The sequence below is a fragment of the Bacteroidota bacterium genome, assembly GCA_016706255.1.
In the GTDB taxonomy this organism is placed as follows: domain Bacteria; phylum Bacteroidota; class Bacteroidia; order Chitinophagales; family BACL12; genus UBA7236.
The window spans coordinates 232,753-258,313 of sequence record JADJJZ010000003.1 but is presented as its reverse complement, the minus strand read 5'-3'; the positions used below and the strand labels follow the sequence as shown (position 1 = coordinate 258,313).

The window sequence follows — 25,561 nt, the reverse complement described above, 5'->3', positions numbered from 1 at the left end:
TAATAAAATATGAGAAATAAAATTGACTACGGAATTGACTTGGGGAACAACCAATTCAGCAATTGCAAGAATGGAAAACGGAGTTCCAACAATTAAAAAATCGGATACTTTAAAAGATACAGTTCCTTCTTGTATTCACTTCAACAAACGCAAGGACATTTTGGTGGGAGATACGGCTTTCAACGTTATGAAAAACGATAATACAAGAGCATTAAAAACTTTTGAAAAGGTAAAACAAATACATTTATTGAGTTCAAACGAACAATGGGAACTACCATACTTATGAATGTTCTAATATGGGTAAGGAACTTCATCAGAAGAATTATCTGCAGAAGTTTTGAAAAAATTAAAATCGTTTGTACAGGATGAAAACATTTATTCAATTGTAATTACTGTTCCGGCCAAATTTCTGAATCCACAAAATGAAGCAACAATGCAAGCCGCAAAACTTGCAGGATTTAAACATATTGAACTATTACAAGAGCCAGTGGCCGCCGCTACTGCATATGGTCTCGGGCCAAAGAGTAAGGACGGTTTTTGGTTAGTGTTTGACTTTGGTGGTGGAACTTTTGATGCTGCTTTGATAAAAGCAGAGGAAGGAATTTTAGCTGTAAAAGACACAGATGGCGACAACTGGCTTGGAGGTAAAAACTTAGACGAAGCTATAGTTGACCAAATTATCATTCCAAACCTTCAAAAAAACTATGCTATTGATAGTATTTTAGAAGACACTAAAAAGGAAATTTTAAGAAATGCTGTAAAATTCTTTGCAGAAGAAACAAAAATTCAAATGTCATTTAAAGATACACTATATTCTTCTCCAACTTTAGGATTTGCCTTTTGAAGATGAAAACGGAGAAGAACCAGAAATTGAAGTGTTGGTTAACAAAAAGATATGGAAAATGTTGTTGCTCCTATTTTTCAAAAAGCAATTGATATTACTAAAGAATTATTGAAACGAAACAATTTGAAAGGTTCAGATCTTGGAGCATTGATTTTGGTTGGGGGTCCGACTTATTCGCCAATCCTTCGCAAAATGCTCAAAGAGCAAATCACGGATAAAGTAGATACTTCCGTTGACCCAATGACCGTAGTCGCAAAAGGTGCCGCATTGTTTGCCTCAACAATAACCGTATCAGATGAAGTAAAAGAAGAAACGAGAGATAAAACAAAATTGCAGTTAGACATTAAATATGAAGCCACAACTGTTGAGTTGGATGAAATGGTGAATATGAAAGTGCTGAAAGAAAAAACAACAGGCACTTTTCCTGAAAAGATTTATGCTGATGTAGTTCGTTTTGATGGTGCTTGGTCAAGTGGTAAAAAACTAATTGGTGAAAAAGCATCAATAGTTGAAGTGGTGTTAAATGAAGGTCAGTCAAATTCTTTTGATGTTAATGTTTATGATGAAGCGGGAAATAAGTTAGAATGTCAACCCAACCAATTCAGCATTTTACAAGGCATTGGCGGTTTGGATGGAATGCAAGTTTTACCTTATCATATTGGTATTGCAAAATATTTCCACGCAGAGGAAAAAGATTTGTTTGAGCCAGTAAAAGGATTAGAGAAAAGCAAAAAGGTTCCAGCTACTGGTGTTCGTAATGGCTTAAAAACAAGGTCAGCAATTAGACCCGGAATGGTAAGTGATTTTATTCGCATTCCAATTTATCAAGGCGACCACAATGCAGAGGGAACAAATCCAGTTCTGAATAATCTAATTACCGAAGTAATTATCAGCGGTGAAACTTTACCAAAACTACTCCCTGAAGGAAGTGATGTAGATATTACAATTAAAGTGGATAGGTCACAAATAATGAAGTTTATTGCATAGTTTCCTACCATTGAACACACAGAAGAACTAAAAATTGAAATTAAGCAAACTGAACCACCGACAGAAGAATTTTTAACGAAGGAAATTTCAAAAGCCAAACGCATCGCACAAAAGGTAAATGCTGATGATGTTGCCGAAAAATTGGACGCTTTTGAAGAGCAATTAGAAAACGAAAAAGGAAGTGCAGACGGAAAAATGAAAATTTTGGATGGCTTGCGTAAAGAGTTATTGAAATTAGACGGTGCTGAAAAATCGGCAGAATATCCAAAAGTTGAAGAAGAACTAAAAGAAGCATTTTATGAATTAGAAGATTTGATTGAAAAAATCAAACGAAATGCTGATGACGGTAATTTGAATATCAACCAAATTGAAAGTCATTTGGAAGAATACAGAAAAAAGGTTGAACACATTATTAAAGAAAAGAACATCAAGGAAGCAAAAGAACTGACAAGAGAAATTGGGCAACTGGATTTTGAGTTGCGAAATGCCGTAACTGGAAATGCAATGGACGTTCAGTATTTACGCCACATAAATGACACGTTCAATTCATACCATTGGAAAGATGCCACAAAAGCAAGACAATTAGTAAATCAAGGCTTACAAATGGCTACAAATGGAAACACATCAGGTATTCGCAATATTCTTATTCAAATAATTGGTTTAATGCCTGATAATGAAAAACCAACCAATACTCTAAGATAATGAGCAATAGCAAAGGCATATTACCAAAAGGTTTTTCCATAAATGATAAATACAGCGTTTTGCTTTTTATCAAGCAGGGAAGTAATGCCGAAACATATCGTGTTAAAGGAACTGACGGTAAGTTGTATTTCTTGAAATTATTCAACTACTCCAGACTGCATCGTTCAGCATTCGACAGCGACAATAATCTTTTGGAAATTGAACTTTTGAAAAAAGCAAAGCACGAAAACATTGTTTCTTACAAGGATAGCGGTGAGGTTATTTATGAAAACAAGAAGTTTGGATATTTGGTTTTAGACTTTATTGCTGGTGAAACATTATCGGAGAAAATAAGCCGTGAGATGTTTAACAACTACTATGATATTCAAAGCATAATATCTGATATTTTAAAAGGTTTAAATTATCTGCATAGTTTACCCGAGCCGATAATTCATAATGAAATCACACCGCAAAACATAATGCTTGACTTGTCAAGTGATGTTCCAAAAGCAAAAATTATTGATTTTGGTTTTGCTCGTTCATTTCATCAATCAACAAAAGCATTCAATAAAGTTGGATTGAATTTGAATTATGTTGCTTCCGAATGTTTTAATGGATTGTATTCACCTCAAAGTGATATTTTTTCAGTTGGTGCAGTAATGTATCAATTACTTTTCGGATTACCACCTTGGTTTAAAGACGTTTCAAAATTTCAAGCAGACAGAACGAATGCAGAAGAACTGGTTTTGCAAGAAAGAAGTAAACCCTTGTCCTTTCCACAGATTGCAAATGACTTTATTGGGTATGAAGAGCAGACAAACTTGCTTTTGAAAAAAGCATTAAGTCAAGATACAGAAGACCGTTTTCAAAGTACAAATGAGTTTCTACAAGCATTGAATGGAGAGATTGAAGTTGAAGACGTTGACAAGGTTCAAAAAGTAAAGTCAGACGACAAGCCCGAAAAGAAAATACAAAGCAAAAAAGCCAAAGGAAAAGGATTTGATGCTATTGCAGGAATGAATGAGTTGAAAGCACAATTGAAATTAGATGTTATTGATGCTCTACACAGTCCAGAAGAATACGCAAAATATGGTGTTACCATTCCTAACGGAATGCTTTTATATGGCCCACCAGGTTGCGGAAAAACATTCTTTGCAAAACACTTCGCAGAGGAAGTCGGCTTTAATTTTATGTTGGCTACTCCAAGCACTTTGAAAAGCCGATACATAAACGCAACCCAAGAAAACATTGCTAAAATGTTTGAAGAAGCAGAAAAAAATGCTCCAACAATCATTTTTATAGATGAAATAAATGAGCTATTGCCAAACCGTGATAGTGATGCCCACGAAATGGCTAAAAGTGCAGTAAATGAAATGTTGGCACAAATGGACAGAACAGGCGAAAAAGGAATTTTCATAATCGGTGCAACTAACTACCCTGATATGATTGACCCAGCAATGCTTCGTTCTGGTCGCTTAGACAAGAAATTGTATTTGCCCCCACCCGATTTTGAAGCAAGAAAATCAATGTTTGAATTGTATTTGAAAAATCGTCCATTGGATTTTGGTATTGATTACGACCAACTCTCCAAAATAACAGAACATTATGTTTCGGCAGACATTGAACTTTTAGTCAATGAAGCATCAAGATTGGCATTGAAAACTAAGTCAAGAATATCAATGAAAATTCTGGAGGAAGTAATTAAGAATACAAAACCCTCTGTGCCATTACAGGAGTTGAAAAAATACGAAGTAATAAAAGCAAAAATGGACGGAGAAAACATCGAACAGAAAAACGAAAGACCACGCATCGGTTTTAAATAACAAAATAGAAAACAATATGGACACAATAACTTTTGACAAACTTTTGCTTAAAACAGCATTTTGCTGTATGGCAGCAGACGGTAATATTGATGATAGGGAAATTTCCCTTATAAAATCAATGTGCGAAAAATCTCCAATGTTTACCAATTTCAACTTTCAAGAAGAAATCAATTTGCTTGTTGGTAAAATCAACAATGGTGGTAAAACCTTTATTCAATATTATTTTGACTTGCTAAAGCAAACGCAACTTAATGAACAAGAAGAACTGACCTTGATTGATTTTGCAATACAAACAATCAATGCAGACGAACAAATCGAGTATTCAGAAATTAAGTTTTTCAAAAATATTCGACACCGTTTGAATGTAAGCGATGAGAAAATATTAGCTCGTTTCCCTGATATTGAACAGTATTTGGAAGACGACATAATAACTGACACTTTCCTTGACAAAATCACAAGCCAATATTTTGAAATTTCTGAGCTACCGCAGTTTGACTTAATCAGTATTGCTGACAACAATAAACAAGATGAATAACGCCATTAAAATAGTATTAGCCATTTTATTTTTTCTGTGTTTAGCAGATATGCCTTACGGTTTTTACCAGTTTGTAAGGTTCGCTGGGTTAATTGGATTTGCAATTTTAGCCTATCAAACACACCAACAAGGCAGACATATAGAAATGATAATTTATGGTGGACTTGCTTTTCTATTTCAACCGTTTTTCAAAATCGCACTTGGCAGACAAATGTGGAATATAGTTGACGTAGTTGTGGGCATAGGACTTTTAATATCAATATTTATGAAACCAAAGGAAAGCCAGCCCTAAAAGCAAGCACATTTGCAATTCGCACAAGCCAACGCACAGACCAAAAATTGCAAAAGAGCTTGCTTTGCCAACGCAGACAAAAATTGTTTTTTTAAAAATTTCCCAACGCTTCAAAAAAAATAAAAATACACCGACACACAGCCCGACAAACACAGCAGACAATGACACTGAAACTCAATATTGACAAGGCTTACAACGACACGGTGGACAGAAGGCCAGCAGGTAACAGCGGTTTTGCAAAAAAGCGGGTTCAGTGGTTAATTGAACATTCTACCTCGCATCAACTTTTGTGCTATGTTGACAGTTTTGTGCTCCGAAATCCGCTTCTTCGCAAAGCCGCAAAACGTTAGCGCCAATACCTATAATGAGACTAGTAATATTTTTCGGATTTTTGACGATGATTTTTGCATGTGAGCGAAGGACACACATGACCATTGATGACATGGATGGACCTGAGCGCAGCATTCGACAATATGATCCAGTCTATGGTGACTACCTTAAGTGGACAGGGACTGACCCGGACTCAATAAAAACTATGGAGTTGGTGTTGGACGAATCAAATAAGTTTGCCATTAAGGTCTATTTTGACGACACTGAATTCACAATTAAGAATGACCAGCCAATCAACTTTTCCGGACAATGGACTGAAGACGATGGGAAAATCCAAATGAGGTTCTATTTTGTTCCTGAGACCTGGCACCCTTACTTGGACACAGTAAGAAATGAAAAGGTTCTTAGAGTAATTGACTCATCTACGATTGAAATTGACAAGGATGCTGAGTCAATTTGGATAAACGAAGTGGAATGTAAGAAATCAAAACCATCCGGACGAGTGGTGTGATGGTGTGATCGGTACTGGCGCTAACAAAATGTTTATGCCAGCTTGGGGCTTAGTGTTGGTATCAAGTTTTGTTTTCTTAATTTCGTTCGGCAGCGTGGGACAATGAAGCGCTTCGAAAACCCAAGCCGTCATAAACATAAACGTTAGCGGCAAGTGTAAAACGACACTACAACCATTGAACAGACGACTAAAAATTGAACATTAACACAAGGACAAACCATTTTGACAGTTAGACAACATACAGACCATATTTCAAGCGGACAACGAGTAAGCCGACACTCATTGCCGACCCTGTGTTTTTTATTTTTTCCCCACCCGCATTTTTTAAAAACAATTTTAGCCAGCCCGCAAGTGGCACATTTGGCTTTGCCCCACCCGCAAGCCGACCCTTCGCAAAGCCAAAAGAGCCACTTTTTGCCAACGCACAGACCGATTAACGTGATTAAAAAAGTAACTTTGACCGATATAAATTTTAGATGATTAAAGAGCAACAAATAGAAGATAGTTTAATAGCCAAACTGACTGACCTGAAATACAGTTACAGGTCGGACATCAAGGACAGGGCTTCGCTGGAAAAGAATTTCCGTGAAAAATTTCAGGCTCTCAACAGAGTTAACCTGACCGACTCTGAATTTGCCAGACTACGGGACGAGATAATCAATTCAGACGTTTTTGCTTCTTCAAAACGACTAAGAGAAATCAACACCTTCAGTCGTGAGGACGGAACGCCTTTGCATTACACTCTGGTAAATATAAAAGACTGGTGTAAAAACGAGTTTGAGGTTATCAATCAACTTCGCATAAATACAGAAAACAGCAACCACCGTTACGATGTGATTTTATTGATTAACGGCATTCCCGTTGTTCAAATTGAATTGAAGACGTTGGAAGTTAGCCCACGAAAAGCCATGCAGCAAATTGTGGACTACAAAAGTGACCCAGGCAATGGTTATACAAACTCATTGCTTTGTTTCATGCAGCTTTTTATTGTAACCAATCGCAGTAACACCTATTATTTCGCTAACAACAACTCTTCACATTTCAGCTTTAATGCTGATGAACAATTTTTGCCTGTTTATCAATTTGCAAGTGAGGACAATAAAAAAATCACACACATAGACGACTTTTCAGAAAAGTTTTTGAGCAAATGCACCCTGAGCCAAATGATAAGCAAATACATGGTATTGGTTGCAAGCGAACAAAAGTTGCTTGTCATGCGACCATATCAGATTTATGCAGTTAAGGCAATTGTAAATTCAATACAAGAACACAAAGGCAACGGCTACATTTGGCACACAACAGGAAGCGGAAAAACGCTTACTTCTTTCAAAGCATCTACCCTGCTCAAAGACAATCCGAATATTGAAAAATGTTTGTTTGTGGTTGACCGCAAAGACTTGGACAGACAAACCCGTGAGGAGTTCAACAAATTTCAGGAAGGTTGCGTTGAGGAAAACACCAATACAGAAACATTGGTAAAACGAATGCTCTCTGACGATTACGCTAACAAAGTAATTGTTACGACAATTCAAAAATTAGGACTGGCTTTAGACCCAAACAACAAGAACAATTATAAAGAACGCTTACAAGCATTAAGCGACAAACGAATTGTTTTCATTTTTGATGAGTGCCATCGTTCACAGTTTGGCGAAAACCATAAAGCTATCAAAGAGTTTTTTCCGAAAGCACAGTTATTCGGGTTTACTGGAACACCCATTTTTGACGACAATGCAACCTACAAGCAAATTGACGGAACAGTTGGCTCGTATGTAACAACAAGAGATATTTTTCAAAATCCGTTACACAACTACACCATAACTCATGCAATAGAAGATAGAAACGTATTGCGTTTTCATATTGACTATTTCAAACCTGAAAAAAATGTAACGGTTGGAAGCACTGACCATAAAAAAGCGGTTGTAAATGCTATTCTAAAAAAACATGATGCTGCAACACACAGCAAACGCTTTAACGCTTTATTGGCAACTGCTTCTATCAATGATGCTATTGAATATTACGAACTATTCAAAGACATTCAGGCAAGCAAGACAAAAGAAGATGAAAACTTTATTCCATTAAATATTGCTTGTGTGTTTTCACCGCCTGCCGAAGGGAACAAAGACGTTCAGCAATTGCAGGAAGATTTACAACAAGAGAAGGCAGACAACAAAGTTGAACCTGAAAAGAAGAAAAAAGCACTTGAAGCCATTATCAGTGATTACAACGAACAATTTGGCTCAAACCATAAAATCACTGAATTTGACTTGTATTACCAAGATGTTCAGCAACGTATAAAATTTCAGAAGTTCAGCAATGCCGATTATCCGCACAAGAACAAAATAGATTTGGTGATTGTGGTGGATATGTTGCTTACTGGATTTGACAGCAAATACTTGAACACTTTGTATGTGGACAAAAACTTGAAATTCCACGGCCTGATTCAGGCATTTTCAAGAACCAACCGTGTATTGAACGACAGCAAACCTTACGGCAACATTTTAGATTTCCGCCCGCAACAAGCCGAAGTTGACAGAGCCATTGCCCTATTCAGCGGAGAAGATACAGGACGAGCCAAAGAAATTTGGTTGGTTGACCCTGCTCCGAAAGTGATTGAGAAATACCAAGAGGCAGTGAAAGCAATGGAGAAGTGGATGGAAGACAAAAACATGGTAGCCGAACCGCAAGAAGTTTACAACATCAAAGGTGATGCGGCCCGAGTAGAGTTTATCAATCGTTTTAAAGAAGTGCAACGATTGAAAACACAGCTTGACCAATACACTGACCTGAACGAAGAACAGAAACCAAAAATTGACGATTTAATGCCCGAAGAGCAATTGCGTTCGTTCCGTAGTTCGTATTTAGAAATTGCCAAGCAACTCAAAGAAATTCAGCAAAAAGAAGGCGACAAAGCCCCTGAAAATATTCAGCAGTTGGATTTTGAATTTGTGTTGTTTGCTTCTTCGGTGGTTGATTATGATTACATAATGAACCTGATTGCCAAATACACACAAGGCACACCGAAAAAGCAGAAAATGACCCGTGACCAATTAATTGGTGTATTAAGTAGTAGTTCAAATCTATTGGAAGAACGGGAGGATATTATTGACTACATCAAAAATTTGGAAGTAGGAAAAGCATTAAACGAACATGAAATAAAAGACGGCTATCAAAACTTTAAAGAAGCAAAAATTGCCAAACGATTAGCAGAAATAGCACAAAATAATGGCTTGGAGATTTCGGCTTTACAGCAATTTACAACTTCCATCATTAGCCGAATGATTTTTGATGCTGACAAATTAAGTGAACTTTTTGCCCCTTTAGACTTAGGCTGGAAAGAAAGAACCAAGCGAGAGTTGGCATTGATGGAAGAATTGACACCTTTATTAAAAAAACAAGCCGAAGGGCGGGAAATATCAGGACTGAAAGCATATGAATAGAGAAAACAATTTTAGATTGGTACCAAGGCTTCGATTTCCTGAGTTTCTAAATGACGCTAATTGGGTCGAAGACACCTTAATAAATATAGCTGGGTTTCGGAGAGGAAGTTTTCCTCAACCTTATGGTCTGCCTAAATGGTATGATGACATTAATGGTATGCCCTTTATACAGGTTTACGATGTTGGCGAAGATTTTAGATTAAAGCCAAAAACCAAAAATAAAATTAGCAAGTTAGGAGCGGAACAGAGTGTATTTATTCCAAAAGGGACTGTAATAATTACAATTCAAGGGTCAATCGGCAGAGTGGCAATTACTCAATATGATGCCTATATTGATAGAACTCTTTTGTTGTTTGAAGAATTTTACATAGAATTAGATAAGACTTTTTTTGCTTATTTATTATTCCTGCTTTTTGAAATTGAAAAACTAAAAGCTCCTGGTGGAATAATCAAAACGATAACAAAAGAAGTTTTGAGTCAATTTGTTGTTAAGCTACCTTCTCCAAAGGAGCAACAAAAAATCGCTGCTTGCCTCTCGTCTTTAGATGAAGTAATTACAGCCGAGACCGAAAAGCTGGAAATACTGAAAGACCACAAAAAGGGCTTATTGCAAAACCTATTGCCGCAGGAGGGCGAAACAGTTCCAAAATTTCGGTTCAGTGAGTTTGAAGATAGTGCAGAATGGGAAGAAACTACTTTGACCCAAGTTGCAGATTACGAAAACGGTAAAGCCCACGAACAAGATATTGCAGACGATGGCAAATTTATAGTTGTGAATTCAAAGTTCATTTCACAAGATGGCGAAGTAAAGAAATTCACCAATACCGCTTTTTTGCCTGCAAGCAAAGGAGATGTTTTAATGGTGCTGAGTGATATTCCAAATGGAAAAGCCATTGCAAAATGTTTTTTGGTTGAAGAAGATAATCGCTACACTGTTAATCAGCGTATTTGCAGAATTACGCCACGAAATGTCAATAGCAAAATTCTATACTATTTGCTAAACAGAAATCCATACTTTTTGGCATTTGATGATGGCGTAAAGCAAACCAATCTAAGAAAAGATGATGTTTTGAATTGTCCATTGCTTATACCAGAAGACCCAAAAGAACAAGATAAAATTGCTGATACACTTTCTTCAATTGATGATTTGATAAACGCACAAAATCAAAAATTGGAAGCTCTGCAACTTCATAAGAAAGGATTGTTGCAAGGTTTGTTTCCATCAATAAATAATGAAGAATGAGACCTGAGTTATTAAAAATAAAGAAAGCTGATTTTGAGGATAAAATATTGAGTAAACTCAATAAAGCAGACAAAGCTTTATTTGAGAGCAATTATGTATTTGACGGTGCTGAAAATGTTTACAATCTAAAAGCAGGATTGAGTGAAGCAATAACTAACAAACTAACCTTTAAACTCAAATCAATTAGCTTCTTACCATTCTTGTCAATAGAGGAATTAGCTGAATATTTACGTGAATTAGATAAAAGATATGTTTTACTATTTGCATACAATGGAACAGGCAAAACACGCCTATCTATGGATTTCAGACAAAAGGGAAAAGAGTTTGATGCAGACGGCAATGTAACAGAAAGAGACACTTTATATTTTAATGCTTTTACCGAAGACTTGTTTTCATGGGATAATGATTTAGATGGCGACACACATAGAAGATTGCTCATAAATAAATATTCTGCTTTTATTGCAGGTGTTCGGGCATTGGATATGGACAATAAAATTCGGCCTCTTATTCATCGCTACTCAAATTTCAATTTCCTTATTGATTACGAATACAAAGACAAAGACGAAAATGAATATTGGGCAGTTAACTTTATCAGAGAAGAAATTGTTGCAGGAACTCCTCAAAATGTTGAATTTGTAAAAATTTCAAGAGGCGAAGAAAACCTTTTTATATGGTGCTTCTTTTTAGCAGTAGCACAATTAGCAATAGATAGGCATCAAAATTACGATTGGGTAAAATACATTTACGTAGATGACCCAGTTTCTTCCTTGGACGACAACAATACAATTGCAATTGCACATCATCTTGGCTCTATGTTAAAAAAGGGCAATGGCGATGTAAAGTCAATTGTATCAACTCACCACGCTTTATTTTTCAATGTTGTATGTAATGAACTTGGAAATAATGCACCACGACTTTTTTTAAGTAAATCTGATGGAGTTTATTTTTTAAAAGACACAACAGACAGCCCATTCTTTTATCATGTTTCCATGATTCAGGATTTACAAAAGGCAATCAATGCAGATAAAATTTACACTTACCATTTCTACTTCCTCAGAACAATTCTTGAAAAGGCAGCTAATTTTCATGGCTTCAATGGCTTTTCAGATTGTATAATCATTGACGATGATGATGAAGAAAAGAAACTATTCACTCGAATGGTCAACAACCTGAATCACGGTGGTTATTCAATGTTTGAGCCAAAGGAAATGGGAGAAGAAAACAAGAAATATTTCAAACAAATATTCAAGAACTTCAGAACGAACTATAAATTCAATGAAGACTTACTTGAAAAACCAATAGAAACAGCAACAGCATGACAGACAATAATCAAACACAATTAGGCAATACACTTTGGAAAATCGCAGACGAATTGCGTGGAGCAATGAACGCTGACCAGTTCAGAGATTATATGCTTTCATTTTTGTTCTTACGTTATCTAAGCGACAATTACGAAACAGCAGCAAAGAAAGAGTTAGGGAAAGATTATCCAGTCCTTAAAGAAAGTGATAAACGAACACCTTTGTCGGTTTGGTATGAGAACAATCCTGATGATGTTCAGGAATTTGAAAAGCAAATGAGGAGAAAAGTTCACTATGTAATTGAACCTTCTCATTTATGGAATAGCATTGCTGAATTGGCTAAAACACAAAGCAAAGAGTTGCTTCGCACTTTGCAAGATGGTTTTAAATACATAGAAAATGAATCTTTTGAAAGCACCTTTCAAGGATTATTTTCCGAAATCAATTTAGATTCTGATAAACTTGGCAAGAACTACGAAGAACGAAACAAGAAACTCTGCAACATCATTCAGAAAATTGCAGAAGGCATCAACAGCTTTGATAAAAACATTGACTATTTAGGCGATGCTTACGAATATCTGATTGGAAAATTTGCAGCAGGTTCAGGTCAAAAAGCAGGAGAATTTTACACTCCACAACGTATTTCAGACATTCTTTCCGCAATCGTAACGCTTGACAGCCAAGACCCAAGTAAAGGAGAAAAGAAAAAGATTGAACGAGTTTTAGACTTTGCCTGTGGCTCAGGTTCGTTGTTGCTCAACGTCCGCAAAAAAATGACAGATGCAGGTGGAACAATCGGCAAAATATTCGGACAAGAGAAAAATATCACAACTTACAACTTAGCCCGAATGAATATGCTTTTGCATGGAGTTAAGGACACGGAATTTGCAATTCATCACGGAGATACATTAGTAAACGATTGGGAGATTTTAAATGAAATAAATCCTTCAAAGAAATTAGAATTTGATGCCATTGTAGCCAATCCACCTTTCAGCTACCGTTGGGAACCATCAGAAGAAATGGGACAAGATTTCCGTTTTAAAAGTTATGGACTTGCCCCAAAGTCAGCAGCCGACTTTGCTTTTCTGTTACACGGTTTTCACTTCTTGAGTAAAGAGGGAACAATGGCAATCATTTTGCCTCACGGTGTTTTATTTAGAAGTGGTTCAGAAGAACGCATCAGAAGAAAATTATTAGAGGACGGAAACATTGACACGGTAATTGGACTTCCAGCCAATTTGTTTTTCTCGACAGGTATTCCAGTTTCTATTTTGGTTTTAAAGAAGTGCAAAAAGTTTGACGATGTTTTGTTTATCAATGCCGTTGACCATTTTGAAAAGGGCAAACGACAAAACAATTTACTACCTGAAAATATTGACAAAATAGTTGAAACATACAGAGACCGAAAAGAAGAAATCCGTTATTCTCGTAGAGTATCAATGGACGAAATCATTAAGAACGAATTCAACTTGAATATTTCACGCTATGTAAGCACATCGTTAGACGAAGAAATAATTGACTTAAAAGAAGTAAACAAAAAACTCGTTGACCTTGACAAGGACATAACCAAAGCAAGAGAGACACATAATAAATTTTTAAAGGAATTGGGACTTCCACCAATATAACAAGACGAAATGCCAACGCTATTTGCAAGCACATTGCCAAAGCCCCGCAAGCCAACGCACAGACCAAAGCTTTGTCAAAGAGCTTGCAAAGCCAACGCAAAAGAAAAATTGTTTTTAAAAAATTTCCCGACCCTTCAAAAAAAATAAAAAACGCAACGCACAGCCGACACTCAATGACACAGAAACTCAATACTGACAATGGTTTGCAAGGACGGACGACAGAACACCAGCCGGTAACAGCGGTTTGGCGTAATGGCGGGTTCAGTGCTTCGTATGACAGTTTTGTGGTAGGTTCAAGTGCAGTTCTTCGATTGAACTTTTGTGCTAAAAATCCGCCACTACGCCAAGCCGCAAAACGTTAGCGGTAATGCCTTATAGAACAAAGAATGACGACAAAGACAATTATATTAGACTTAGACGACACCATTTTTCAAACGAAATCAATGGATGCTAAAATATTTGAGCCATTCTTTAATCATTTAATTTTAAAACTAAAAACTAATTTTGACCAACAAATTATTGAAAGAATTGTTAGCGATTTATGGCAAAGACCATTTGACATTGTAATAAAAAAATATAACATTCCTTTTACAACAATTGCTGAATCTATTGACCTGCTTGAGAATTTAGACCTATATTTAAAAATATCAACTTTTCAAGATTATACATTCATTAAAAACATACAGACAAAAAAGCTATTAGTAACAACGGGGTTGACAGCATTGCAAAAAGCAAAAATAAAAGCACTCAAAATAGAAAATGATTTTGACAAAATTATTATCAATGACACGCTTAAAGAAACGAAAACTAAACAAGACATTTTTTATGAGCTAAAACTTGAATTCAAATTAAATCCTGAGACAACCTATGTTATTGGCGACAACCCTGAATCTGAAATAAAAGCCGGAAACGCATTAAATTTCACGACAATTCAAATTTTACGAGAAAATGTAATTAGAGGAAACAATGCAAGACATTACATAAATTCATTTGACGAACTAGGTTTAATAATCAATTAAAAATGCACAACCGCTAACACGGGTTTTGCGTTAATGGGCGGACGGTGCGAATAGAAACATTTGAACAATTTGTCTCGTCCTGAAATAGGTTTACACTAAAAACGTGTAAACATGAAAAAATCAGAAGCAAAAAAACGACCAACACCACCAACTGTATTTACAGAAGAATTCAAGAAAAAAATTATTGCAGAGTATCTTGAAAGTGATTTAACCAAACGTGAAATTTTGGATAAGTATGGAATTCGTTCAAATAGTGCCATACAATCGTGGATGCGAAAATATGGAATAAGTGATCCTTTTGGCAAAAAGGATTATCTTGGTGTAATAAATCTTGATCGTTTGAAAAAGAAACAAGCCAGTCCAAGCGAGTTAGAATTAGAGAAAAAAGCATTAGAGAAGCGTATTCGAGAGCTAGAACAAAAGCTGGAAGAAGAACAAATACGCTCAGAGATGCTTACTCGTGTTATTGAGATAGCCGAAAGTGACTATAAACTCAATATAAGAAAAAAGCCAAACACCAAGTAATCCGTGAAATGAAGGCAAAACATAAGCATATACGCTTAGAGTTGTTTTGTCGATTATTTGGTGTCACACGACAATCCAATTATCAATATTTTAAGAATAACCAGACTTTAAATTTAAAGCAGGAGTTGGTAATTCAGCGCGTGAATCAAATTAGAGCTAGTCATTATCGAATAGGCACGCGAAAACTATTTGAACTGATGAAACCTTTTTTAATAGAGAATGATATAAAAATAGGCAGAGACGCTTTATTTAATTTACTTGGAGCCAATCAGTTGTTAATAAGAAAACGAATTAGAAAGGTCAATACAACCTATTCTCAACACTGGATGCGTAAATGGCCCAACTTAATCAAAGGAAGAGTTACCAATAGACCAAACCAACTTTGGGTAAGCGACATAACATTTTGGAAAGTAGCAGACAAATTTTTGTACATCAGTTTGATTACGGATGCTTATTCAAAAAAGGTAGTAGGTTATTCATTAGCTCCAACATTAGAACAAAAAAGCACTTGTAGGGCTTTGATGATGGCAATAAACAATAATAGCAACTATGATGATTTAACACATCATTCTGATAGAGGAGTACAATATTGCTCACATGATTACATTAAAATATTGAAACGTAACAATATTTTAATAAGCATGACAGAGAATGGTGATCCACGAGAGAATGCAATTGCAGAAAGGATAAATGGAATTTTAAAGCATGAATATCTTTTGCGATACAAACCAAAAAACATAAAACAAGCAGAATTTATTCTTCAAAAAGCAGTGTTGTTGTATAATCATGAACGACCACATTTAAGTATTAGTTTACTTACTCCAGAACACGTTCATTCAACCAATACAAAGACTCAAAGAAAATGGAAGAATTATTTTAATACTAAAACCGTAAAATTATTTTAGGATTAGCTTTTTATTGTAAATTTATAACAGGATTAATAAACTAAAACTGTAAACTTATTTTAGGACGGGTCATTAATCAAACATTAGTTTTTCGAATCAAGTTTTGTGGTAAAAGTCCCGCCCTTCGGGTAGCTGCAAACCGTTAGCGGTCAGGCTGTAATGTCTAAGTGTATGGGCAATTTTCAGTAAAATATCAATCGTACTATTAATCATGATAGTGTTTACAAATACAAAAGACCCTAAGTGTGAATTTCGCGAAATATTATAACAAACAAGACTTATAGTTTACTTTGAAACAGTCAGCGACTCAAGCCAGTTTTCGTAAATTAAATAGCCTTTTTTGCTTAAATAAGGTTTCAGTAGATTAGTAACGATCAACGTATACTTTGATTTATTATAAGACTTTAATTCTATCGTTTGAAAATACGTCACTCTTAGACTATAGCTTAAAAACATAATATATTGTAAATCATTGTTTGTTACTTTTTCATCGAAATATTTTAATTCTTTCAATTGAAGTAAAATTTTCATCCAAATGCCCTTTCTATTATCGTTCAATACATTTATTTTTTTAAAGAGTGCAGGATAATTTCTCTTTAGCTCTAAATGATCAAGGATAAAAAAAAGATATTCTAAGGAAATTGAATAATTAGAATTTGGCAGATTAAAAAAGTAAAGCAACAAATTTTCGCTTTCCTTTATTTCTTGAAGCGCAATTAATTCTTTATTCATTTCATCTAACAAGCTAAAAAGAACATCTTCTTTGGTTTGGAAATGATAAGTTATATTGCCGTAACTCTTATTCATAGACTTTGCAACATCCCTTAATGTAGTGTTCATCACTCCCTTTTCATTGAATAATAACCGACTAGCTTCTAAAATTTGTTTTTTTATATTCATGGTTGCAAATTTAGTCCAAATGGCCTATATTTGCAAAAAAATATTTACATGAAGAATTTATATAAAAATGAACAAGCGAAGACCGCTATAATGAGTCTTTATGAAGAGAAACTAAAAAGCTTACAAATCGACTACGAGGAGATTGATGTAAATACATCTTTTGGAAAGACTAGGATTATCAAAACGGGCAATGAAAGTGGTAAACTTATCGTGCTATTTCATGGTATAAATGCAGGAGCACCCTTGACCCTAGAAGCGGTTAAAGACCTACGTAAAGACTACTTATTGTTTGCCATTGACACTATTGGTCAAGCAACTATGAGTGATGAAAATCGAATAAACATAAAAGACAATTCTTATGCTATATGGGCTGAAGAAGTCTTAAGTCAATTGAGAATAAAAGAGGCATTTTTTATAGGCATATCATATGGGGCGTATATTCTTCAGAAGTTAGTCAAATACAAACCTGTAATTGTGAAAAAATGCATATTTGTCGTTCCAAGTGGTTTAGTCAATGGAAAAATTGGTGTTTCTATAACAAAATTATCACTTCCGTTAATTAGATTTTTGATTACTAAAAAGGACGCACACCTCAAGAAATTTATTAAAGCATTTGTTCCCGAAGAAGATGAATTTATGTTCAGACTACAAAAGGCTTTACTTACAGGCTTAAATATGGATTATCGAAGACCAATTTTACTCGAAGAAAAAGATGTACAAAATTTCATCTCTCCTGTTTATATTATAGTAGCTGATAATGATGTATTTTTCCCTGGCTATGAAGCTATAAACAGAGTAAAAAAAATATTCAAAAATTTTAAAGAAGCTCACATACTAAAGCAATGTAAACACATGCCAAGTAAAGTTGACTACTTAGAAATACAACAAAAAATTAAAGATTGGATTGAATAATTAAAAAGTAATAAAAGCCCGAACCGCTAACAGCGCCTAAGCTCAATTTTTTGCGAATACCGCTCAAATGTATAACTTTGAATTAGCAAAAAAACTAAGCCTAGGCGCAAACCGTTAGCGGTCACCATAAAGACATACAAACATGCAACAATATTTAAACGACATAGAATACGCTGCGACAACTACAATTCATGCAATTTGGCAGGAACAGGAAGCAATAAGCAAACTTGACAAAGAGATAATTCGACTTGTAAAAATCGCAGAAGACAAATACAGACGTGCTGACAACTTGCAACAAAGCGAAGACATTGACGATTATATGATGGGCGTGGGTTTAATGTGGGACGCATACTTCTCAGAGGACAAAGAAGCATTTCATAAGGACAAGGACTTGGAAGCAAAAAGACAGACTTACCAAACTCATGAATTTGCAATTAATTCACTTTCTGGCTCATTGCTACAAATTGCAAAGCAAGGTATTTCCATCAAACATGGTGGACTACCAAACTGCCCGAATGGAAGAAATATTGGAACACAATTTTTAAAGAATGTTATTTGGCAAGCAAGAAATCAAGCAATTCACTTTGAAGAAGGAAATTTCAAACCGCAAGTTGTAGCATGCTTTGATAGCTTGACAAATGATATAGACGCAAAATTTAATCGTTTTCGGACTTCCAACATGGCATTTGAAGTTGTCGAGCTTTTGAGTTGGAAAACATTTGACGATTTCAAGAATGACATGATGCAATTCGCTTAAATTAATATTGAGAAAACATGGATGACTTAGTTTCCCCTAAATATCAAATGCAACTTGTAAGCTCCGTGGAGAAAGCGATTTGGGATGAGTATAAATCATACAAGCAAGTCCGTTTATATATTAACAAATGGCATAAAAATAATTATGACCCAAATGGCTTTAATAGTGACTATTGGGAGAACTTTGCAATCGTAGAAAAGCCAAACAATGAGATTGACTTAACCTCAACACTTCACAACTTTTCAGGGACTGATTTACTGAAAATTGCAATTGATTTAGGTGTTGATACTCCAGATTTTATTCCATCAATACCAACTTTTAAAAACGAACTGAAATCTGAATACAAGACAGCCTATGACACTTTTAATAAAGCCTTTAAGCAAATCGAAACTGACCCAAGTATTGCAGTAGGTTTAGCTAATTCAGCACTTGAAAGTATAATTAAAGAAATATTAAAAGACGACCGAATATCCAGTAAAATTAGCGGTGGTGAAACACTTTATAAGTTGACAACTATAATATTGAAGGAATTCAACATTACTAACGATGAGCATCCAAAAGAAATAAAAACAATTGGTAGTTCTCTTTTAGCAATAAATCAATCCATCGAGAAATTACGCAGCGAAAAAACAGATTTTCACGGCAAGACAAATGACGACTATTTAATAACAGACACTATTTACACATACTTTGTAGTAAATGCGGTTACGACAGTTGGACTTTTTCTTAACTCATATTACAAGACAAAATTCCCCAAACCAAAAGAAGTAGTAGAAGATGACGGACTTCCTTTTTAATTATACCACAGTGCTAAAAAAATGGCGAACCGCTAACACGGGTTTGGCAAAAGTGGCGGTTCAGTGCTCCGCAGACACATTTGTGGTTAATCAAAGTTTGGTTCTCCGCATCAACATTTGTGGTGAAAATCGCCACCTTCGCCAAGCCCGAAAACGTTACCTGCCATTTTAAATGACCGACACAGCAGACATAAAACGACATTTTTTCAACTCACTAAAACGTGGGACAGGCGAAGCGTATTTGATAGCGAAAAACAACCCGACAATTGACTTTTCGGGTTACATCATCAAAGGAGCATTGCGTAATTACGCTTATGACGGACAATCTGAAGGAAGCAGAGCACAATATGTTTTTGACCTTATTTCACTTTCAGACAAAAAAGCAAAAATCCGGAAAGCAGTTTTGAAAGGACTTGCAACCGAACAAAACGACACTTGGAGTTTGACACACTTGTTTGACCTTGCAAAATTATTTGCTCAACAAGCCGACAATGAAGCACGCCAAGCTATTTATGACAGGTTTTTAAATAATCCAATCGAAGGTTCTGATTGGGTTGGCTATTCTGAAATAATAGAACTTGACGGACTTAATGGTTTAATATTTATCGCTGAAAAATTCGGAAAACACATTGATAAAAATCCCGATGATTGGCAAGACGATTCAATAATTCGTTATTTCCAAGGTGACAATCCAAATATTAAGGCATTTCAAGAACTTGAAAAATTATCTAAGACAAATAAGTTTATCAAGTTATATCTTGACTGCATTAAAAGAACCGAAGAAAGTAGGAAAAGCTACGTTCGAGAAACACAAACTTTCAAGGACATTATTGATGAAGTAATAAATAGCAAACCGTTTCTATCTTTCAAACGCAGAAAGGAATTGAAAGAAAAAGAGTTGAACAAAATTGCAAAGAAACTTTTGGAAGAAAAGAATAACATAAATATAGAAAAACTTCTTAACGTTTTTACAATTCACAAATTCCCTTTCGACAGCGAGTTTATTTTGAAATTGGCAAAACAAAAAGCGACTTCTAAAAATAGAATCAACGAATACGCAATTGACTCTTTAAAGTTTCTAAAAAGTGATAATATTAGACAGTTTGCTTTAGAAAACATACCTAAAACAAAACGGCCTGAATCGTTAATAGATATTTTAACTTCTAACTACAAAAAGGGCGACCATAAGCTATTGACAACTATTGCCGACAAAGCCAGAAGCGAACACATCATTGAAAGTCTTGCTGGCAGTTATGTTGACATTTTCAAAGCAAACAAGACAAAAGAATGTAAAGAGCCGCTTGAAGTTTTATACGACAAAATGAACTGTGGCATTCACCGAAACGGAATTATTGAAGTGCTTATAGAAAACAACGTATTATCAGACAGGCTAAAAAAAGAAATTAAATATGACAGCTATTTGGAAACAAGACAACTACTCGACAGAAAGAAAAACGGCAGGTAACAGCACCTACCCAAAAGGCGGGGTTTCGTGTTCCAAAGACAGTTTTGTGGTTAATCAAACATTAGTTTTTCAAATCAAGTTTTGTGGTAAAAGTCCCGCCCTTCGGGTAGCTGCAAACCGTTATAAGCAAGCCTAAAAGACGACCGTGCAACCATCAAGCGGACACCAAAACGACCAGACTTTTGACTTCCAAACTAACTTTCGGACGACAAAAACTCGGTTGACAATTTCGCTGTAATTCGACACAGACCTTACTTGTTTTCCGACACCCAAGCCGACCCAAATGGTTTTTAAAATTTTTCCCACCGCACATTTTAAAAAATAATTTTAGCCAGTCGCACATTGGCACATTTGCAAAACCGCACGAGCCAACACACAATCCAAGTTTTACAAAAGAGCCAATTTCCCACGCTCAAAAAAAGATATTGGACAAATATATCCACTATTCAAAAAAAGGACTTATCTTTGCACTGACAAAAAGTAAAATATGTTTTCTAAAGCTTGTGAATATGGTATTAGAGCATCAATTTTCATTGCAGAGCAATCTTTGCTTGACAGAAAAGTGAGCTTGAAGGATGTGGCAGAAGCTATTGAATCGCCCTCAGCATACACCTCCAAAATTTTGCAGCGACTATCCAAAAGCAACATTATCAATTCTGACAAAGGACCAACAGGTGGTTTTTCAATGGACAAAAGTGAATTGGAAAAAGTGAAATTAAGTTCGATTGTTTATGCAATTGATGGAGATACTGTTTACAATGGCTGTGGTTTGGGTTTAAAACGATGCAATGCGGATAAACCTTGTCCGGTACACAATCAATTTAAAGTCATAAGAGATGAACTTAAAAAAATGCTTGAAACTACTACTGTAAAAACTTTGGCAATGGATTTTGAGAAGGGCTTAACATTTTTAAAACGATAAAAAAATTTGAATAAATAGTGGACAATAATATCCAATATAAATAAGAAATGGAAACAAAAAATATATTCAGCGAATCGGGCATTATCCTCACACTATTGCTGATAGCAATACCAGTAATTGTTGCTTCGATATTGGTAATCATTAAAGCCAAGAATATTCTAAAGAATTTCTTGAAGAAAAAAGAACTCGAAAAGTTTAATGAGTATTTGAAAAGTTTAAGCCCCGAAGAAGTTCAAAAATTAGAGCAACGAAAAAAAGAACTTGAATTTTCGCTTTCTAATAGTGAATTAGCTGGCGATACGACACCTATAGACGAAAAAGGATTAATTGACAATGTAAGCGAAGCAAGTTCATTGCGATTTATTGAACAAAAGAAGAAAAGTCAAGCAAGACCTTATATTGAACCAGACTTAACCAAACTCATTCTGTGGTATTTAGGTTGTGCCACTTTTTGGTTGTTGTTTGGAACTACTGTTGGTGAATATGTAGGGATTAAATTTGTTGCTCCAGATGTTGACCAATACAGTTGGTTGAGTTTTGGAAGATTACGACCTGTACACACTAACGCTGTATTTTGGGGCTGGGCATCTTTGGCAATGTTAGGCTTGGCATATTATGTTATTCCACGAGTGAGCAATGTACCAATTGCAAGTATTAAAACGGGTTATCGAACTCTCATTCTCATAAACACTTCAGTTGTACTTGGTAGTTTGTTCCTAATGGCTGGCATCAACAATGGCGGTGGCGAATACCGAGAATACATTTGGCCAGTGATGGCGTTGTTTGGTATTGGTGTTATCATTTCGCTAAGAAATTTTTACAAAACCATAGCCAAAAGAACAACCAAAGAAATTTATGTTTCTAATTGGTACATCATTTCTGCAATGATGTTTCTATTGGTGATTGCCGTAATTGCGTATTGGCCAAGTTGGCAAAATGGCTTAGGCGAAACAATTATACAAGGTTACTATATGCACCAAGGTGTAGGTATGTGGTTTATGCTTTTCAATCTTGGATTGATGTATTATTTCCTTCCACAACAATTAAACAAGCCCATCTACTCATACAGTTTAGGAATCTTGGCGTTTTGGGTTCAAATCCTATTTTATACTTTAATTGGAACGCATCATTTCATTTTTAGTGCGATTCCTTGGTGGTTGCAAACTGTTGCCATTGTGGGAAGTGCAGGTATGATAATACCCGTTGTTGCTGGGACTACAAATTTCTTGATGACTTTCAAAGGGTCTTGGCACAAGCTTTCAGGCAGTTATACCCTTCCGTTTTATTTGATTGGCATCATATTCTACTTCACGGGTTCATTACAGGGAACTGCCGAAGCATTCAAGTTTACCAATTTAGTATGGCACTTTACCGATTTTACTGTAGCTCATTCACATCTCACAATGTATGGCATTATTTGCTTTATGCTTTGGGGCTTTATTTATACCGTTGTACCACGATTGACAGGAAAAGAACCTCCTCAAATTACAGTTGGTGCTCATTTTTGGTTAGCATTAATTGGATTGTTGTTCTACACATTCCCATTAATGTACGGTTCAACACTCAGGGGTTTAATGTGGATGGAAGGTACCAAATCATTTATTGAAAGTGTAGAATTAATGGCTCCGTATTGGTTGTGGCGTGCTATTGGAGGCTCTTTGATGTGGCTTTCCCACATTTTGTTTGCCTACAATTTTTATGTTATGGTAAAAAAGAAAGAAGAGATAGAGATACCCACTTCACCAAAAGACATTCTAACTGCAAAGGTGGAAATAGACAATCAAGAAGTAACAAATTAATATATACGAAATGGAATTTTTCGACAATCATAAAAAGCTATTCAGAACGGCACTGGTATTATTTGTTGGGCTAACAATAATTGTTGCCATAATGCCTGCCATCAATAATCAAGAAAATAATGCTCCTTTGCCTGGCTATGAACCGTTGACCCAAGAAGCCTATCTCGGTAAAAAAAGTTTTATTGCTAACGGCTGCGTGGCTTGCCATACACAGCAAGTAAGAAATGTAGATATGGACAATGTTTGGGGCAGTAGACCCGGAATACCAGCCGATTATGCAGGGATTTCGAGAACCGATTTTTGGCGTAACACTGCTACACTAATGGGTACAGAAAGAACTGGTCCCGATTTAACGAATATCGGTTCAAGACAACCGAGCTTGGCGTGGAATTTATTGCACCTCTACCAACCCAGAGCCGTAGTAGAAAAATCAATAATGCCAGCTTACCCTTGGCTATTTGAAATAAAAAATGAGTTAGGCGAAAAAGATGTTGAAGTAGTAGTGCCTGATGCGTATAGAAAAGGGATTAGCGGAAGAATTGTTGCCACGCAAGAAGCACTCCAATTAGTAGCGTATCTCCAAAGCCTAAAACAAACGCCACTACCTGATGGTAAATTACCTATGGAATTTTTGTACAAGAAAAAAGAAATTCCTGTGGTAGTAAATGAAAATAAGGCTAACCTACCTGATGGCAAATTATTGTACACCAATAACTGTATGAGTTGCCACCAAGCCAATGGCGAAGGACTTAAAGGTGCTTTCCCATCATTAAAGGGTAGCCCGATAGTTTTGGGTGATGAGCTCGAATTATTCGTCAACATTATAATGCTTGGTTATGATGCAAGACCAGAATATGCAGTGATGAATGCGGTAGGTTTAGATAATAACCTTACTCCCGAAGAAGTTACCGCCATTATTAATCACGAAAAAACAAGTTGGGGTAATAATGCCAAAACAGTAACTCCCGAAGAAGTGAAAAAAATTATGGATTTTATAAAATTAACATCTAACAAATAACAAGATGAAAGTAAAAAATCTCATACCCGTATTTTTCATTTTTATAGCTCAAATAGCTATCGCTTGTCCTGTTTGCGAAAAGCAACAACCTAAAATAACGCAAGGATTAACTCACGGTGCAGGACCACAAAGCAATTGGGATTGGGTAATCATTGCCATCATTTCACTTTTAACGGTTTTAACGCTGATTTACTCAATAAAATACCTGATAAAACCCGGAGAGAAAAACGAAAACCACATCAAACAATCAATCTTAAGCAATTAAATAAGATGGAAGAATATAAAAGCAAAATTAAACTTTTTGTGGATGATGAACAACAACCCATAGCGGAGTTGGTTCCACCGGTGCAATTTGATTTTGACACCAGCAAATTAACAGATGGCGAGCACACCTTAAAACTCATTAGCAAATCACCCACAGGCAGAGAAGGTATAAGGAAAATAAAATTTATTGTCAAAAATGGTCCTGCTATCTCCGTAGAAGGATTGAGTGATAATGGCGTAGTTGACGGAGTTATTCCGTTGATGATAAATGCTTATGACAAGGGCAATCAAAAAAAATTCCTTATTGAAGGTAGTGAAACTCCGCAAAGTATCCCGAGTTGGCTTTGGATTTTGCTCATTGCTTTTTTGGGTTGGGCAGCATTTTATATCATCACAAATTTTAGTCTGTAATTCAATAAAATAGAAATGGATAACAAGGAAATTTGGTTAGAGACATTAATCACCGACACCCCTCAAGAAGGTAGAGGATTAGCTATAAAAATGGCAAGAAAGTCTATCGCAGCCATACAAACAGATGCCGAAACAAGAAAAAAATTAAGAAGCGATTATGCCAATGATACCGCACAACTTATTGCTTCTGCCAATGTAATTGCAATCGAGTTTCAGACTATTGCGGCAGCGAATAATTATTGGAAAACTGAAAAATAA

The 25,561-nt window shown here is 35.6% G+C and carries 23 protein-coding genes and 2 pseudogenes; 23 read left to right on the top strand and 2 right to left on the bottom strand.

Annotated elements, in window-relative coordinates:
* The first annotated feature begins 9 nt into the window (after positions 1-9).
* From IPI65_02805 to IPI65_02785, 5 genes and pseudogenes are all read left to right on the top strand, one after another.
* Positions 10-2,533: pseudogene (locus tag IPI65_02805) on the top strand (Hsp70 family protein).
* Positions 2,533-4,335: an AAA family ATPase gene (locus IPI65_02800; protein MBK7440473.1), complete on the top strand. Its 1,803-nt coding sequence runs from the start codon at positions 2,533-2,535 to the stop codon at positions 4,333-4,335. The pseudogene IPI65_02805 and the gene IPI65_02800 overlap by 1 nt, the downstream one beginning before the upstream one ends.
* Positions 4,336-4,351: 16 nt before the next feature.
* Entirely contained in the window at positions 4,352-4,870 is a 519-nt protein-coding gene (locus IPI65_02795) for a TerB family tellurite resistance protein (GenBank protein MBK7440472.1), read from the top strand.
* Positions 4,863-5,162, top strand: a complete 300-nt coding sequence (locus IPI65_02790) for a hypothetical protein (protein ID MBK7440471.1) — start codon at positions 4,863-4,865, stop codon at positions 5,160-5,162. Before IPI65_02795 ends, IPI65_02790 begins: the two co-directional genes overlap by 8 nt.
* A gap of 427 nt (positions 5,163-5,589) precedes the next feature.
* Positions 5,590-6,003, top strand: coding sequence for a hypothetical protein (locus IPI65_02785; GenBank protein ID MBK7440470.1), 414 nt, complete (start codon positions 5,590-5,592; stop codon positions 6,001-6,003).
* Between the two features lie 229 nt (positions 6,004-6,232).
* Here IPI65_02785 and IPI65_02780 read toward each other — a convergent pair whose 3' ends face one another.
* Positions 6,233-6,424 carry a hypothetical protein gene (locus IPI65_02780; GenBank protein ID MBK7440469.1) on the bottom strand — a complete coding sequence of 64 codons (192 nt, stop codon included), beginning with the start codon at positions 6,422-6,424 and terminating at the stop codon, positions 6,233-6,235.
* A 55-nt stretch (positions 6,425-6,479) separates the two neighbouring features.
* Here IPI65_02780 and IPI65_02775 point away from each other — a divergent pair, with 55 nt between their 5' ends.
* From IPI65_02775 to IPI65_02740, 8 genes and pseudogenes are all read left to right on the top strand, one after another.
* Positions 6,480-9,440 carry a type I restriction endonuclease subunit R gene (locus tag IPI65_02775; GenBank protein MBK7440468.1) on the top strand — a complete coding sequence of 987 codons (2,961 nt, stop codon included), beginning with the start codon at positions 6,480-6,482 and terminating at the stop codon, positions 9,438-9,440.
* Positions 9,433-10,059, top strand: a pseudogene (locus IPI65_02770) (restriction endonuclease subunit S). The gene IPI65_02775 and the pseudogene IPI65_02770 overlap by 8 nt, the downstream one beginning before the upstream one ends.
* Positions 10,048-10,683: a restriction endonuclease subunit S gene (locus tag IPI65_02765; protein MBK7440467.1), complete on the top strand. Its 636-nt coding sequence runs from the start codon at positions 10,048-10,050 to the stop codon at positions 10,681-10,683. Before IPI65_02770 ends, IPI65_02765 begins: the two are co-directional and overlap by 12 nt.
* Positions 10,680-12,002 carry an AAA family ATPase gene (locus IPI65_02760; GenBank protein ID MBK7440466.1) on the top strand — a complete coding sequence of 441 codons (1,323 nt, stop codon included), beginning with the start codon at positions 10,680-10,682 and terminating at the stop codon, positions 12,000-12,002. Before IPI65_02765 ends, IPI65_02760 begins: the two co-directional genes overlap by 4 nt.
* Positions 11,999-13,609 (top strand): type I restriction-modification system subunit M, encoded by a 1,611-nt coding sequence (locus tag IPI65_02755; GenBank protein ID MBK7440465.1) that lies wholly within the window; start codon positions 11,999-12,001, stop codon positions 13,607-13,609. Before IPI65_02760 ends, IPI65_02755 begins: the two co-directional genes overlap by 4 nt.
* A gap of 386 nt (positions 13,610-13,995) precedes the next feature.
* Positions 13,996-14,628 carry an HAD family hydrolase gene (locus IPI65_02750; protein ID MBK7440464.1) on the top strand — a complete coding sequence of 211 codons (633 nt, stop codon included), beginning with the start codon at positions 13,996-13,998 and terminating at the stop codon, positions 14,626-14,628.
* A gap of 111 nt (positions 14,629-14,739) precedes the next feature.
* Positions 14,740-15,153, top strand: a complete 414-nt coding sequence (locus IPI65_02745) for a transposase (protein MBK7440463.1) — start codon at positions 14,740-14,742, stop codon at positions 15,151-15,153.
* Between the two features lie 8 nt (positions 15,154-15,161).
* Positions 15,162-16,058, top strand: a complete 897-nt coding sequence (locus IPI65_02740; GenBank protein MBK7440462.1) for an IS3 family transposase — start codon at positions 15,162-15,164, stop codon at positions 16,056-16,058.
* Positions 16,059-16,343: 285 nt separating this feature from the next.
* Here the strand turns inward: IPI65_02740 and IPI65_02735 are convergent, their stop codons facing one another.
* Positions 16,344-16,958, bottom strand: a complete 615-nt coding sequence (locus IPI65_02735) for a TetR/AcrR family transcriptional regulator (GenBank protein ID MBK7440461.1) — start codon at positions 16,956-16,958, stop codon at positions 16,344-16,346.
* 48 nt (positions 16,959-17,006) lie between these two features.
* On the opposite strand from IPI65_02735, the gene IPI65_02730 reads away from it, so the two are divergent.
* From IPI65_02730 to IPI65_02685, 10 genes are all read left to right on the top strand, one after another.
* A complete protein-coding gene (locus IPI65_02730; GenBank protein MBK7440460.1) occupies positions 17,007-17,870 on the top strand; it encodes an alpha/beta hydrolase in 864 nt (287 codons plus the stop codon).
* Positions 17,871-18,012: 142 nt separating this feature from the next.
* On the top strand, positions 18,013-18,627 hold the full coding sequence (locus IPI65_02725; protein MBK7440459.1) for a hypothetical protein: 615 nt from the start codon (positions 18,013-18,015) through the stop codon (positions 18,625-18,627).
* A 17-nt stretch (positions 18,628-18,644) separates the two neighbouring features.
* Positions 18,645-19,424 carry an abortive infection family protein gene (locus IPI65_02720; protein MBK7440458.1) on the top strand — a complete coding sequence of 260 codons (780 nt, stop codon included), beginning with the start codon at positions 18,645-18,647 and terminating at the stop codon, positions 19,422-19,424.
* A gap of 172 nt (positions 19,425-19,596) precedes the next feature.
* On the top strand, positions 19,597-20,889 hold the full coding sequence (locus IPI65_02715) for a hypothetical protein (protein MBK7440457.1): 1,293 nt from the start codon (positions 19,597-19,599) through the stop codon (positions 20,887-20,889).
* A 487-nt stretch (positions 20,890-21,376) separates the two neighbouring features.
* Positions 21,377-21,811 (top strand): Rrf2 family transcriptional regulator, encoded by a 435-nt coding sequence (locus IPI65_02710; protein ID MBK7440456.1) that lies wholly within the window; start codon positions 21,377-21,379, stop codon positions 21,809-21,811.
* Positions 21,812-21,858: 47 nt separating this feature from the next.
* A complete protein-coding gene (locus IPI65_02705; protein ID MBK7440455.1) occupies positions 21,859-23,610 on the top strand; it encodes a cbb3-type cytochrome c oxidase subunit I in 1,752 nt (583 codons plus the stop codon).
* Between the two features lie 10 nt (positions 23,611-23,620).
* Positions 23,621-24,628: a cytochrome c gene (locus IPI65_02700; GenBank protein MBK7440454.1), complete on the top strand. Its 1,008-nt coding sequence runs from the start codon at positions 23,621-23,623 to the stop codon at positions 24,626-24,628.
* Between the two features lie 4 nt (positions 24,629-24,632).
* Positions 24,633-24,893, top strand: coding sequence for a hypothetical protein (locus tag IPI65_02695; GenBank protein MBK7440453.1), 261 nt, complete (start codon positions 24,633-24,635; stop codon positions 24,891-24,893).
* Between the two features lie 5 nt (positions 24,894-24,898).
* Positions 24,899-25,303 carry a cytochrome C gene (locus IPI65_02690; protein ID MBK7440452.1) on the top strand — a complete coding sequence of 135 codons (405 nt, stop codon included), beginning with the start codon at positions 24,899-24,901 and terminating at the stop codon, positions 25,301-25,303.
* Positions 25,304-25,318: 15 nt separating this feature from the next.
* Positions 25,319-25,561: a hexameric tyrosine-coordinated heme protein gene (locus IPI65_02685; protein ID MBK7440451.1), complete on the top strand. Its 243-nt coding sequence runs from the start codon at positions 25,319-25,321 to the stop codon at positions 25,559-25,561.

Coding starts and splice junctions, on each gene's coding strand:
- IPI65_02800 (MBK7440473.1), top strand. CDS start 2,533: ATGAGCAATAGCAAAGGCATATTACCAAAAGGTTTTTCCATAAATGAT.
- IPI65_02795 (MBK7440472.1), top strand. CDS start 4,352: ATGGACACAATAACTTTTGACAAACTTTTGCTTAAAACAGCATTTTGC.
- IPI65_02790 (MBK7440471.1), top strand. CDS start 4,863: ATGAATAACGCCATTAAAATAGTATTAGCCATTTTATTTTTTCTGTGT.
- IPI65_02785 (MBK7440470.1), top strand. CDS start 5,590: ATGACCATTGATGACATGGATGGACCTGAGCGCAGCATTCGACAATAT.
- IPI65_02775 (MBK7440468.1), top strand. CDS start 6,480: ATGATTAAAGAGCAACAAATAGAAGATAGTTTAATAGCCAAACTGACT.
- IPI65_02760 (MBK7440466.1), top strand. CDS start 10,680: ATGAGACCTGAGTTATTAAAAATAAAGAAAGCTGATTTTGAGGATAAA.
- IPI65_02755 (MBK7440465.1), top strand. CDS start 11,999: ATGACAGACAATAATCAAACACAATTAGGCAATACACTTTGGAAAATC.
- IPI65_02750 (MBK7440464.1), top strand. CDS start 13,996: ATGACGACAAAGACAATTATATTAGACTTAGACGACACCATTTTTCAA.
- IPI65_02745 (MBK7440463.1), top strand. CDS start 14,740: ATGAAAAAATCAGAAGCAAAAAAACGACCAACACCACCAACTGTATTT.
- IPI65_02740 (MBK7440462.1), top strand. CDS start 15,162: ATGAAGGCAAAACATAAGCATATACGCTTAGAGTTGTTTTGTCGATTA.
- IPI65_02735 (MBK7440461.1), bottom strand. CDS start 16,958: ATGAATATAAAAAAACAAATTTTAGAAGCTAGTCGGTTATTATTCAAT.
- IPI65_02730 (MBK7440460.1), top strand. CDS start 17,007: ATGAAGAATTTATATAAAAATGAACAAGCGAAGACCGCTATAATGAGT.
- IPI65_02725 (MBK7440459.1), top strand. CDS start 18,013: ATGCAACAATATTTAAACGACATAGAATACGCTGCGACAACTACAATT.
- IPI65_02720 (MBK7440458.1), top strand. CDS start 18,645: ATGGATGACTTAGTTTCCCCTAAATATCAAATGCAACTTGTAAGCTCC.
- IPI65_02715 (MBK7440457.1), top strand. CDS start 19,597: ATGACCGACACAGCAGACATAAAACGACATTTTTTCAACTCACTAAAA.
- IPI65_02710 (MBK7440456.1), top strand. CDS start 21,377: ATGTTTTCTAAAGCTTGTGAATATGGTATTAGAGCATCAATTTTCATT.
- IPI65_02705 (MBK7440455.1), top strand. CDS start 21,859: ATGGAAACAAAAAATATATTCAGCGAATCGGGCATTATCCTCACACTA.
- IPI65_02700 (MBK7440454.1), top strand. CDS start 23,621: ATGGAATTTTTCGACAATCATAAAAAGCTATTCAGAACGGCACTGGTA.
- IPI65_02695 (MBK7440453.1), top strand. CDS start 24,633: ATGAAAGTAAAAAATCTCATACCCGTATTTTTCATTTTTATAGCTCAA.
- IPI65_02690 (MBK7440452.1), top strand. CDS start 24,899: ATGGAAGAATATAAAAGCAAAATTAAACTTTTTGTGGATGATGAACAA.
- IPI65_02685 (MBK7440451.1), top strand. CDS start 25,319: ATGGATAACAAGGAAATTTGGTTAGAGACATTAATCACCGACACCCCT.